The organism is Cohaesibacter marisflavi, from assembly GCF_963665895.2.
GTDB lineage: Bacteria > Pseudomonadota > Alphaproteobacteria > Rhizobiales > Cohaesibacteraceae > Cohaesibacter > Cohaesibacter marisflavi.
On the sequence record NZ_OY762534.1, the window covers coordinates 2,169,255 to 2,181,272 of the forward strand.

General features: G+C 57.0%; 10 protein-coding genes. 5 read left to right on the forward strand and 5 right to left on the reverse strand.

Features of this window, described 5'->3' with window-relative positions:
* Positions 1–35 precede the first annotated feature (35 nt).
* On the reverse strand, positions 36–674 hold the full coding sequence (locus ACKPCT_RS10950; protein ID WP_090071260.1) for a 5'-methylthioadenosine/S-adenosylhomocysteine nucleosidase: 639 nt from the start codon (positions 672–674) through the stop codon (positions 36–38).
* A gap of 433 nt (positions 675–1,107) precedes the next feature.
* Between ACKPCT_RS10950 and ACKPCT_RS10955 the strand changes: the two genes are divergently transcribed.
* Together ACKPCT_RS10955 and ACKPCT_RS10960 are read left to right on the forward strand one after the other, a co-directional pair.
* On the forward strand, positions 1,108–2,049 hold the full coding sequence (locus ACKPCT_RS10955) for a 2-hydroxyacid dehydrogenase (protein ID WP_090071262.1): 942 nt from the start codon (positions 1,108–1,110) through the stop codon (positions 2,047–2,049).
* A 148-nt stretch (positions 2,050–2,197) separates the two neighbouring features.
* On the forward strand, positions 2,198–3,361 hold the full coding sequence (locus ACKPCT_RS10960) for a cation:proton antiporter (protein WP_319569209.1): 1,164 nt from the start codon (positions 2,198–2,200) through the stop codon (positions 3,359–3,361).
* A 9-nt stretch (positions 3,362–3,370) separates the two neighbouring features.
* Here ACKPCT_RS10960 and ACKPCT_RS10965 read toward each other — a convergent pair whose 3' ends face one another.
* Both ACKPCT_RS10965 and ACKPCT_RS10970 read right to left on the reverse strand, forming a co-directional pair.
* Complete coding sequence (locus ACKPCT_RS10965; RefSeq protein ID WP_319569210.1) at positions 3,371–3,880, reverse strand: RES family NAD+ phosphorylase; 510 nt, start codon at positions 3,878–3,880, stop codon at positions 3,371–3,373.
* A 120-nt stretch (positions 3,881–4,000) separates the two neighbouring features.
* Complete coding sequence (locus ACKPCT_RS10970; RefSeq protein ID WP_090070590.1) at positions 4,001–5,002, reverse strand: DnaJ C-terminal domain-containing protein; 1,002 nt, start codon at positions 5,000–5,002, stop codon at positions 4,001–4,003.
* 187 nt (positions 5,003–5,189) lie between these two features.
* Here ACKPCT_RS10970 and ACKPCT_RS10975 point away from each other — a divergent pair, with 187 nt between their 5' ends.
* The 3 genes from ACKPCT_RS10975 to ACKPCT_RS10985 all read left to right on the forward strand — a co-directional run bounded on the left by ACKPCT_RS10975 (position 5,190) and on the right by ACKPCT_RS10985 (position 7,793).
* A complete protein-coding gene (locus ACKPCT_RS10975; RefSeq protein ID WP_090070591.1) occupies positions 5,190–6,242 on the forward strand; it encodes a M42 family metallopeptidase in 1,053 nt (350 codons plus the stop codon).
* 469 nt (positions 6,243–6,711) lie between these two features.
* Positions 6,712–7,071 carry a CidA/LrgA family protein gene (locus ACKPCT_RS10980; protein WP_090070593.1) on the forward strand — a complete coding sequence of 120 codons (360 nt, stop codon included), beginning with the start codon at positions 6,712–6,714 and terminating at the stop codon, positions 7,069–7,071.
* A gap of 5 nt (positions 7,072–7,076) precedes the next feature.
* The gene (locus ACKPCT_RS10985; protein ID WP_090070595.1) at positions 7,077–7,793 is read left to right on the forward strand and encodes an LrgB family protein; all 717 of its coding nucleotides are present in this window, start codon (positions 7,077–7,079) and stop codon (positions 7,791–7,793) included.
* 91 nt (positions 7,794–7,884) lie between these two features.
* Here the strand turns inward: ACKPCT_RS10985 and poxB are convergent, their stop codons facing one another.
* Together poxB and dxs are read right to left on the reverse strand one after the other, a co-directional pair.
* Positions 7,885–9,609, reverse strand: a complete 1,725-nt coding sequence (gene poxB, locus ACKPCT_RS10990; RefSeq protein ID WP_319569211.1) for a ubiquinone-dependent pyruvate dehydrogenase — start codon at positions 9,607–9,609, stop codon at positions 7,885–7,887.
* Positions 9,610–10,125: 516 nt separating this feature from the next.
* The gene (gene dxs, locus ACKPCT_RS10995; RefSeq protein WP_244544647.1) at positions 10,126–11,991 is read right to left on the reverse strand and encodes a 1-deoxy-D-xylulose-5-phosphate synthase; all 1,866 of its coding nucleotides are present in this window, start codon (positions 11,989–11,991) and stop codon (positions 10,126–10,128) included.
* Positions 11,992–12,018 lie beyond the last annotated feature (27 nt).

Consider the following 12,018-nt stretch of genomic DNA (forward strand, 5'->3'; position numbering starts at 1 on the left):
TTGCGCGCCTTTGCATTGGTCATGCTCAAAGCAGACTACAGACGGATCAGGCCATAGTTGATTGCCCGTTCCAACTGGCCCACCACATGGGCGAGCTTCTCATCGACAACATGCAAATATTCGGTCCAGTCATTGACGTGGGTCAGCTCTTTCTTGCCATCGGAAATGCCGCGCAGGCCGATCATGGGCACATCATGATACATACAGGCGCGGAGCACAGCGAAGCTCTCCATATCCACCATATCCGCATCGATACCATCATAGGCAGCGCCGGAGACGATGTTGCCGCCCGTTGAAAGCGTTGCTTCCTTGACGTCGGGAATGGTGAAGGGCATCGGCACCTTGACCGGCAAATCGACAAACGGGGTCTTGCCCTTTTCAAAGCCGAGGGGCGACGTGTCCATATCGCGATAGCTGATGGCAGTTGCCTGATAGACCTCGGTCTGCTCCAGCGATGCGGACCCTGCCGAACCAAGAGACACCACAAGATCGGGCTTCTGGTCTGTGGCGACCAGACGGGACAGGAAAGACGATACGTTGATCGCTGCTTCCACCGGCCCCACGCCGATCATCAGAGGCACGATTTTCGCCTTCAGGTGATCCCCATATTCAGCGTCCACCGCCATGACATAGAGAATGCGTTTGCCTGCCACGGTCTTTAATTCATGATCCATTGTCTTGCTCTTGCCTCTGTTGCAGCCCATCGGGCAATCTGTCTGCCTTTTTGCAAAACCCGCTGCGCTTGCGGCTCAGGGCCACGCGGGCTTGGCAAAAAACACCTCTTATGGTGCTACATCGAAAGGCTGCGCAAGCCAAGGGTGCGAAGCGCACAAAATGTCGCCACACATGCGGCAGGGCGCCGCGCACCGTCTCAAGGCTCTGTTCTTCAAAGTGGTCAACAGGGAGGAAAACTTGCGGAAGGAGGTTTGCAGGCCACAGCCTCTTTCGCTAAACTCGCCACACATGGCCTTTAAGGCTAAAGCCAATCGATTTTATCTGTCTTTTGTCACCCTTTATCTCCCTCTCCTCGCCTTATTGATGGCAGCTCGCCTTTTTCGCGAAAATGATAAAGATGTGTCGGCCCAACCGATCAAGGATCTCGCGCCCATGAAACCGGACGTTCTTGTAATTGTTCCCCTTCGCCCAGACCAACAGAAACAGCTCGAAGCGACCTACACTCTTCATCGATATGATCTGGCCGAAGACAAGAATGCGTTTCTGGCCGAAGTGGGCGAAAAGATTGTTGCTGTGGTGACCAATGGTGGACGCGGCATCACCCGCGCGCAGCTGGCCTTCCTGCCCAATCTCAAAGTCGTGTCTTCTTCCGGCGTCGGATATGATGCCATAGACGTGGAGGCCTGCACCGAACAGGGCGTCAAGGCAACCAACACGCCAGACGTGCTGACCGATGATGTCGCAGATATGGCGCTGGGTCTGTTTCTCGCTGTCAGACGTGATCTGGTCAGAGGCGACGCCTATGTGCGCACAGGCGCATGGGGCCGCGATGGGGCCTTTCCGCTCACACGCGCCATCAAGGCCAAAAAGGTCGGTATTGTCGGCCTTGGTCGCATCGGCAAGGCCATTGCCGCCCGCCTTGAGCCGATGGGCGTTGAGATTGCCTATCATGGCCGAAATGAACAGGCCGGTGTTGCTTATCGCTATATGGCAGATGTGGTTGCCATGGCCGAGTGGGCCGATGTGCTGATCGCCGCCATGCCCGGGGGCGCAGCAACCGAAGGCATGATCAGTGAGGCCGTTCTGGAAGCTTTGGGACCGGAAGGCAGCTTCATCAATATTGCCCGTGGTAGCGTGGTGGATGAAGCCGCACTCATCGCTTGCCTGAAAGACGGCCGTCTTGGCAGCGCCGGGCTGGATGTGTTCCTCAACGAGCCCACTCCGGACACGGCCTTTGCCGCCATTCCCAATGTTGTGCTGCATCCCCACAATGCCAGCGGCACCGTGGAAACACGCGGAGCCATGTCGCAACTGGTGCTCGACAACCTTGCCGCCTATTTTGCCGGCAAGCCCTTGGTAACTCCGGTCAACTGACCCGAGCGCAGATGATCCGAAGGTCGGTGCGCGGCACTTTTTAAATCGGTGTATGATAGAGAGGGAGGCGAGACATTTCCTTCAGCCTTCCCTCTTTCTTCTTGTGCGCGCTCTGTTTCATAGCGCGCAGAACGCCTGAGGCATGCGCATGGATCTGCATCTGCTGTTTCTTTCTCTTGGCGGCATTCTGCTTGTCGGACTGATGACCGACGAGTTGGGGCGGCGCACTCGTCTGCCGCGGGTCACCCTGCTCATTCTGTTCGGCGTGATCATTGGTCCATCGGGACTGGATCTTTTGCCCGATCAGTTTGCCGAATGGTATGAGTTTCTGGCCGCAACAGCACTCACCATGGTGGCCTTTTTGCTGGGAGGGCATCTTTCCCTAGCCGGACTGCGCAAGCGAGGCAAAACCATTCTCATCGTTTCTGCCGTTGTTGTTGTGCTCACAGCGCTGGCCATATGCGGCGGCCTCATGGCGCTGGGCGCGTCCTTCCTCCTCGCTCTCCTGCTGGCGGGTATTGGGACGGCGACAGATCCGGCAGCATCGCAGGATGTCATCAAGCAGACCGGAGCCAAAGGGCCTTTCACCCGCATCCTGCTTGGCATTGTCGCCATTGATGATGCGTGGGGGCTGATCATTTTCAGCCTGTTGCTGGTGATCGCCAAAGCGGTGACCGGCGGTGGCTTTGATGACATTCTCTGGAATGCAGGGCGGGAACTGGGGGGTGCGGTTGGTATCGGCCTACTGATCGGCCTACCGGGCTCTTACCTTTCAGGGCGTATAAGACCCGGCGAACCCATGCAGCTGGAGGCTCTGGGGCTTGTCTTTTTATGCGCGGGCCTTGCTATCTGGCTTGATGTCTCATTCCTGCTTTCAGGCATGATTGCGGGCTTCACCATCGTCAATTTCGCAAAGCATCACAATCGGGCCTTCCATGAGATAGAACATATCGAATGGCCCTTCATGGTGTTTTTCTTTGTGCTGGCTGGTGCCTCGCTGCAAATCGCCGGTATCGTGAATATCGGCATGGTGGGGCTCGGCTATATCATTTTACGCACTGTGGGGCGCCTCGTCGGCGGCTGGCTCGGCTGCCAATGGGCTGGCACAGCACCCAGACACAAGCTCTGGCTTGGCCTTTCCCTTATGCCGCAAGCAGGCGTGGCGCTGGGCATGGCGCTGGTAGCCTCAGATCATTTCCCCGCAATTGGTGACCAACTACTGGCTATCACCATCGGCACGACGGTGATCTTTGAAATTGTCGGCCCGATCCTCACCCTCATCGCCCTCAAGAAGGAGGGTGAGGCGAAGTAGCTGAAAAGGTCAATCCAACAGATCGATGCTTGCAGAACCGTCGCGGTTCCAGGCAAAGAGCACCAGATGCCAAAGGCCGGGTTCCTTGCGGGATGGATCGATCAGGCCCTTGGCACCGATTGCTTCAAGCTGGGCCCGGACCTTCCACGAGCGCGGAGTTCCGCCTTCGGCGACGACGTCCTGCCAGGAGGCCGTCGCATCTTCAAGTGCAATCCCGGCGGCGGTTCTGGCAGCTTCATCACGCAGATCCACAATCCTGTTGGCCGAGACATGCACCGAAACCAGCGACAGATTTTCGCTCCGCTCTTTCTTGTGCGCGATCATGGCCGCAGCAACCCCTGCAGGAGATGAACTCAGATAGAGCGTTGGCTGATCGGAGCGGGAATATCGTCCGGCGGTTCTGGAGCCTGCAACGGCAAACTCCCTGAAAGCCGGGTCGATGGCACGATAAAGGACCCCATCGACCTCAACAAAAGGCGTTCCGTCTGTGGCCGTTACCACGGGCGCTTCAAAAGCCATAGCAAGTCCTCCCCTGTCAGGAACCGGCGGGGTGGCCATCCCCTCAAAAACAAACAGAGCCTCTTGCAACAAAAGGCTCTGTTCATCACATTGCAACCAACAATCGGCGCCGAAGTGGATTTAGCCGAATTCCGGTCCACGCGGGCGGTAAGGTCGGGTGTCCTGCCAGTCTTCCATCAAGGCTCTGAGGCCCGGATCGGAGCCTTCGGGCAGGATGATCTTGGCGGTAACCAGCAGGTCACCCCGATTGCCGTCCCTGTCGGGCAGCCCTTTGCCTTTGAGACGCAGGCTTTTGCCCGAGCTCATGCCCGCAGGGATCTTTACCTCTGCCTTGCCTTCAAGGGTCGGAATGCGCACCTTCGCGCCAAGCACCGCTTCATAGAGGGTCAGCGGCAATTCAAGGCGGATATTGGTTTCCTCGACCGTGAACAGCTTGTGCGGCAGAATCTGGATCGTGACCAGCGCATCGCCTGCCGGACCAGTGCGGCTTTCAAAGCCCTGCCCTTTCATGCGGATGGTCTGGCCATCTTTCACGCCCTTGGGCACGGCCATGTCCAGCGTCTTGCCGGTTGGCAGATGCACACGCCGTTTGTCGCCGGAAACCAGGTCTTCAAGGCTTACGCTCAGCTTGGCTTCGGCGTCCTGGCCTTTTTGAGGCTGGGCGCGATGCTGGCCACCATGATGGCCTCCGCCGCCGAAGGGATCAGCCCCTGCGCCAAACGGATTGCCGCCTGCGCGCCTTCCGCCGCCGCCAGCCATGTTACCGAAGATTTCGCTGAAAATATCTTCCGTTGCGCTGCCGCCACCGAACGGGTTGCCACCGCGTCCGCCAGCACCAAAGGGATTGCCGCCGCCACCGCCGAACGGGTTGCCTCCACCGGCGAAGCCATGGAATTTTTCCTTGCCTTCAGCGTCTATCTCGCCACGGTCATATTTTCCGCGCTTTTCCTTGTCACCAATAATCTCATAGGCCTGATTGACCTCGGAGAATTTTTCTTGCGCTTTGGGATCGCTCTTGTTCTGATCGGGGTGATACTTCTTCGCAAGCTTACGGAACGCGCTCTTTATCTCGCGCTCATCCGCCGACTTGGACACCCCAAGCACGCTATATGGATCTCTCATCAGTCTTGTCCTTCACCCCCGTCGATGCGCCCGTCAGGCACGCGCCGACAGTGTTCAATTGGATTCGCTTGACAGCACCTAGGGGAAAGCCCTTAAACAAGCGACTACGAATCATTGCCTGATGCTGTCATTTCACGTTACCTCTGATATAGAGTGTCTCATTCGAAATTTCCATAGAGAGAACATAATGAACATTGATCTTCTCCGTCGCCTTTGCGAAACCCCCGGTGTTCCGGGCCGCGAACATCGCATCCGCGCCCTGATTGAAAAAGAAGCCGAAGGCCTCTTTGATGAAATCTATACTGACGCCATGGGGTCGCTCGTCTGCACCCGCTTCCCGACGACCGAGCAGGAAGAAGGGGCTGTTCCCGAGCGCATCCTGCTGCTCTGCCACATGGACGAGATCGGCTTTCTCGTCAGCCATGTTTCCGATAAGGGCTTCATCAATATCGACCCGGTGGGCGGGTTCGATCCACGCACCCTGTTTGCGCGCCGTGTGCTCGTCTGCACCAACGATGGCGACTATAAGGGCGTGATGAATCCGGGCGGCAAGGGCCTGCATATCTCCACTCCGGAAGAGCGCAAGAAGTTGCCTGAAGTGACCGACTTCATCGTCGATCTGGGCATGGGTGAAACCACCAAGGAAAAAGTCAAGGTCGGCGACTATATCGTCATGGACGAGCCCCTGCTCGACATGGGCGAGAAAGTGGTCTCCAAGGCTCTGGACAACCGCATCGCCTGCTGGCTCGGCATCGAAGTGATCCGCGAGATGGTCGAAGCCAAGGTAGCCCATGATTGCGAAATCACCGTAGCCTTCACCGCGCAGGAAGAAGTCGGCCTCAGAGGCGCCCGCACGGCAAGCTTCGGGGTTGCTCCAGACGTGGTTATCGGGGTCGACACTACCCTGTCCTGCGACACGCCGGGCACTCCGGAAAAAGACACCATCACCACACAGGGCAAAGGCGTTGGTCTCGACATCAAGGACGGTTCCTTCATCGCCGATATCGATCTGGTGGAAGAGCTTGAAGCTGTGGCCGCAGAAAAAGACATTCCGGTTCAACGCTTCATCCTCGCCCGCGGTGGACAGGATGGGGCTGCCGGTCAACAGGCAGGTTCCGGCACCAAGGCAGCTGCCATCGGCGTCGGTACCCGCTACATCCACACCGTTTGCGAAATGATCGACAAGACTGATATCCAGTCTGCCAAGGACCTTCTGGTCACCTATCTGGGCAAGCACTGATCCCTCATCCGGATCATTTAGAGACGTTGAAAGGGGAGCCGAGTGCTCCCCTTTTTGCTGCCCGGCTTTAAGAACTTCATGTTCTCTTTCAACATGAGCAAAAGCACTTTTAAAGCGATTTATTGCGAGTCTTTTGAATCACTTAAGTCACTTTGCTGAGACGCTTCTTTTGCGACTTAAAGTTTTTATTAACTATAAAGTCGGCGCTTTCAGAAGGTTTGGTCCAGCTCTGTGCAACACTGCCTTGCACGAATTGGGCACGGCACCCACGTTTTTGCGCTCCCTTCGATACGCGAAACATGGTATGCGTCATTTTGCCATCTCCTGACGCATCCGGCGGCACGGCCCGCACCGGGCACCGGTCTCTCTCCGGTCGCTTTTGCCGAGGGCATTCGTGCGCCTGTCAGAGGGCAATCCGATACTATTTGAAGGCCCAAGCGGTCCAGCAAGAAGGAAGAGAGGAACGCAATTGCTCTTCTATTTAACAGTCATATTACTCTGCCAGCTGATTGGGGAAGCGCTGGTCACGCTTTTTGATTTTCCCGTTCCGGGCCCCGTTATCGGAATGGCGATCATGTTTTTCGGCCTGCTGATCAAGGGCTCTGTGCCCGATGGTCTTTCAAGCGTTGGCGATACTCTGCTCTCTCACATGTCCCTTCTGTTCATTCCCGCTGGCGTCGGCATCATGGTCAACGCGGAGCTGATCCAGCGCGAGATCGTGCCCATCACCGTTTCACTGGTCATCAGCACCTTTCTATGCATCGCGGTCACGGGCCTGTTGATGAGCTGGCTCACCCGCAACAAGTCCATCGGCGGGCATAAGGAGTAGAGAAAATGCAATCCCTTACCACGCTCTGGGAGCATTTGAGCGAAAGCCCCCTGCTCTATCTCACGCTCACCCTGATCGCCTATCAGATCGGCCTGTATCTTTATCAGAAGTCCGGCAAAAAGCCGCTTGTCAATCCGGTGCTGATTGCCATCATCCTGCTGGTCATATTGTTGCTGGTAACGGGTACCCCTTATGAGCGCTATTTCGAGGGTGCCTCATTCCTGCATTTCCTGTTAGGTCCGGCAACGGTGGCGCTGGCCATTCCGCTTTATCGGCAGTTTGAAAAGGTGCGCAAATCGGCGCTGGCCATTTCCATCAGTCTGCTCACCGGCTCTGCCGTCTCGGCAGTATCTTCGGTGTTGATCGCCTGGGCGCTGGGAGGCTCTGAACAATCCTTCCTGTCGCTGGCGCCAAAGTCGGTTACGACGCCTGTTTCCATGGGCATCACCGAAGCGCTTGGCGGTGTCCCTTCTCTCACCGCCGTTCTGGTCATTATCACCGGCATTCTGGGTGCGTCTCTCGGCCCAACCGTGCTCAATATCGTGCGGGTCAAAAGCTGGGCGGCCCGTGGCCTTGCCATTGGCACGGCGGCACATGGTTTGGGCACAGCGCGCAAGCTGCAGGTGAATGAAGAGGCGGGCGCCTTTTCCGGCCTCGCTATGGGGCTCAACGCACTGGCAACAGCCATTTTGCTGCCCCTTGTCTGGTACTGGATTTTCTAGGACCCGCGCGCACAAGACGTGCAACAGAAAACCCCGGTGGATCGCCCTGATCCGCCGGGGTTTCGTTTCTCAACGCTATTGAACGCGAAGATCAGCGCAACCAGTTGGTCTTGGTCAGTTCCACCAGCTCTTCGCCACGGCCAGACAGAATGGCCCGCATCATATAGACGCTGAAGCCCTTGGCCTGTTCGACCTTGATCTTCGGCGGCATCGCCAGCTCTTGCTTGGCGACCATGACGTCCATCAGGCCTGGCCCCGGTTTGGCGAGGAATTCTTCCATCTTGGCGGGCAATTCCGCATCATCTTCAACGCGCATGCCGTCGATGCCGATTGCCTCGGCAATCTTGACGAAGTCAGGATCGTTCAAATCCGTATCATCGGAGATATAGCCGCCAGCCTTCATTTCCATGGCCACGAAGCCAAGCGAGCGATTATGGAAGACGATCATCTTGACCGGCAGATCAAGCTGCTTGATGGTGAAGATATCCCCCATCAACATGGAAAAGCCACCGTCGCCACAAAGGGCGATCACTTGCCGATCAGGGGCAGCAGCCTGTGCTCCGATGGCCTGCACCATGGCGTTGGCCATGGAGCCGTGGTTGAAGGAGCCGATCAGGTTGCGCTTGCCGTTCATTTCCAGATAGCGCGCAGCCCAGACGGTTGGCGTGCCTACGTCGGCGGTGAAGATGGCATCCTCGGAGGCTTTTTCACCAATGACCTTGGCCAGATATTGCGGATGGATATCCCGTTTGGATTTGCTTGGCTTGGCCAGCTCATCGAGCCCTTCGCGGGCTTTCTTGTAATGCTTGATCGCGGTTTTAAGGAAGCTATCGTCTTTCTTTTCTTCCAGCTTGGGCAGAAGCGCGGCAAGGGTTGGTTTCACCTGCCCCACAAGGCCCAGATCAATCTGGGTGTGAGCGCCCAAGGCGTCAGGGCTGATATCCAGCTGCACGATTTTGGCATCGGCCGGATAGAAGGCGCGATAGGGGAAGCCGGAACCGAGGATAACCAGCGTGTCAGCATTTTCCATGGCGTGATAGCCCGAGGAGAAACCGATAAGGCCGGTCATGCCCACATCATAGGGGTTGTCCCATTCCACATGTTCCTTGCCACGCAAAGCATGGACGATGGGAGACTTGATGGTTTCGGCCAGTTTGATGACTTCTGCATGGGCCCCAGCGCAGCCAGCACCGCAAAGAAGCGTTGGCCGTTTTGCGCTATTGAGGATGGCCGCCAGCTTGTCCAGCTCTTCTTCGGCGGGCAGAGCAACCGGCAGGGCCGGTTTGGACCAGCGCACGTCCACGTCTTCAGGCATGGCCTTAAGGGCGATATCACCGGGCAGCACCACGACAGCAACGCCCTTTTTCAAAATCGCATTGCGCATGGCCAATTCCAGAACATAAGGCATCTGCTCGGGCGTGCTGACCATTTCACAATAGACGCTGCATTCCTTGAATAGTTCCTGCGGATGGGTTTCCTGAAAGTACCCTGAGCCGATTTCGGATGACGGGATATGGGCGGCAATCGCCAGCACCGGCACATGGTTGCGTTGACAATCGAACAGGCCGTTGATCAGATGCAGGTTGCCCGGACCACAAGACCCCGCGCAAACGGACAACTCACCAGTCAGATGAGCCTCGGCGCCAGCTGCGAAAGCGGCGGCCTCTTCGTGACGGGTGCCCATCCAGCGGATTTTCTTCTGCCGGTGCAGGCTGTCACTGATGCCGTTCAGGGAGTCACCGGTCACGCCCCAGATGCGTTCTATACCGGCCTCAGCAAGCGTTCTTGCAACAAAATTGGCTATGGATTCGCTCATAATATAGTCCCTTGGTCATAAATGGGCACTCACTTGACCAGAGGCGATCATGAGACGAGAGGGAGAAAGCAAATGGACAGGTGCTTTCAGGTCCCGGACATCCGCCAATGTCCAAATGAGTGCATAAATGCGCCGCGCAAGCGAGATGCGTTCTGTCTCAGTCGGCAGGTACGCACTAGGTCAACGCATGAATGCAGCTTTTGTCCCAAAAACGGAGGTCACGAACGGGTGACCTGCTTTTGAGAAAGCAGGATCCGTCTCCTGTCGCGCGTCAGAGGCTGCGGTTTTGAAGTATGGCGGGCGGCGATCAGAGATTGGAAGGGATCCAATTTACAGCCATAGATATCGGCCCGAATAGGCCTTTTCACAAGAAGCAATCGGCGAATGCGGGCATGCGATGAATGCATAGCTTGATTCATGGAAGATGCATATTTGCATTCAAGTCACTCGCTGCTGAGGGAACAAGGAGGGGAAACCCTCTTTGTTCCAACGCTTTCATCCCCTTTTGGCAGCCAGTCAGGCCATTTCTCCCGCTTCGATTGCGGCGTTGAGATCCTTGCCTAGAGCTTCAAATACGGCGCGGATAATGCCATCGGCATCCAGACCATTTTCCTTATACATGACATCGGGTTTGCCATGGTTGGTATAGTGGTCTTCCATGGTCAGGGAGCGGATCTTCAGGGAACCATCCAACGCGCCCTCTGCGGCCAGAAGATGCAGCACCTGAGAGCCAAAGCCGCCCACGGCCCCTTCTTCGATGGTGATCAGCATATCGTGAGTACCAGCCAGCTCTAGAATCATATCCCGGTCCAGAGGCTTGGCGAAGCGTGCATCGGCTACCGTTGTGCTAAGGCCATAGCCTTCTAGCCGTTCAGCGGCATCAAGGCTTGCGGCAAGGCGTGTGCCCAGCGACAGGATGGCAACCTTGCTGCCCTGTTTGACGATGCGGCCCTTACCGATTTCCAGCGGAACTCCCTCTTCAGGGATTTCGACCCCGACGCCTTCACCGCGTGGATAGCGGAAAGCAATCGGCCCATCCTCATAGGCCCGCGCCGTGGCGACCATATGCACCAGCTCGGCTTCATCGCTTGCAGCCATGACGACCATATTGGGCAAGGAAGCCATAAAACCGATATCATAGGCTCCGGCATGGGTCGGACCATCGGCACCGACAAAGCCTGCCCTGTCTATGGGGAACCGCACTGGCAGATTCTGGATGGCCACATCATGGACCACCTGATCATAGGCCCGCTGCAGGAAGGTGGAATATATGGCACAGAAGGGTTTCAGCCCCTCGCAGGCAAGCCCTGCAGCAAAGGTTACGGCATGCTGCTCGGCGATGCCCACATCGAAGGTGCGATCAGGGAACTGCTCTTCGAAGATATCGATGCCGGTGCCTGAAGGCATGGCGGCGGTCACTGCGACAATCTTCTTGTCCTTGGCGCCTTCCTTGGCGAGGCTTTCGCCGAAAATCTTTGTGTAGCTGGGGGCATTGCTGGGCGGCTTGAGCTGGGTGCCGGTGACCACATCAAAGCGGCTGACGCCATGATATTTGTCGCTGGCATGCTCGGCAGGCGCATAGCCCTTGCCCTTCTGGGTAACCACATGCACCAAAATGGGGCCTTTATCCGTATCGCGCACATTTTTCAGGATCGGCAGCAGATGCTCCAGATTGTGCCCGTCAATCGGGCCGACATAATAGAAGCCCAGCTCCTCGAACAGAGTGCCTCCTGTGACGAAAGAACGTGCGAACTCCTCAGCCTTCGCAGCCTTTTCCTTGAAGAAGCGCGGCAGTTGATGGGCCAGCTGTTTGGCGGCATCGCGCAGGGAGAGAAAAGTCTTGCCGGAAATGAGGCGCGCCAGATAAGCGCTCATGGCGCCGGTCGGCGGCGCAATGGACATGTCATTGTCGTTGAGTATGACGATCAGGCGGCTGTCGAGCGCCCCGGCGTTGTTCATGGCCTCATAGGCCATACCGGCGCTCATAGCCCCGTCGCCAATCACGGCGATGACATTGCGGTCTTCACCCTTCAGTTCAGAGGCCATCTGCATGCCCAGTCCCGCCGAAATAGAGGTCGAGCTATGGCCGGTGCCAAAGGGGTCGAATTCGCTCTCAGACCGCTTGGTGAAGCCTGAAAGGCCACCGGGCTGACGCAAGGTGCGGATGCGATCGCGACGACCGGTGAGAATTTTGTGCGGATAGGATTGATGACCGACATCCCAGATGACACGGTCATTGGGCGTGTTGAACACATGGTGCAGAGCCACAGTCAGTTCCACGACGCCCAGCCCTGCCCCCAAATGCCCACCCGTCACCGATACTGCATCAATGGTCTCGGTGCGCACGTCATCCGTGAGCGCCTTGAGCTGCTCCATATCCATTGAACGGATATCTTCGATGGACTTGAT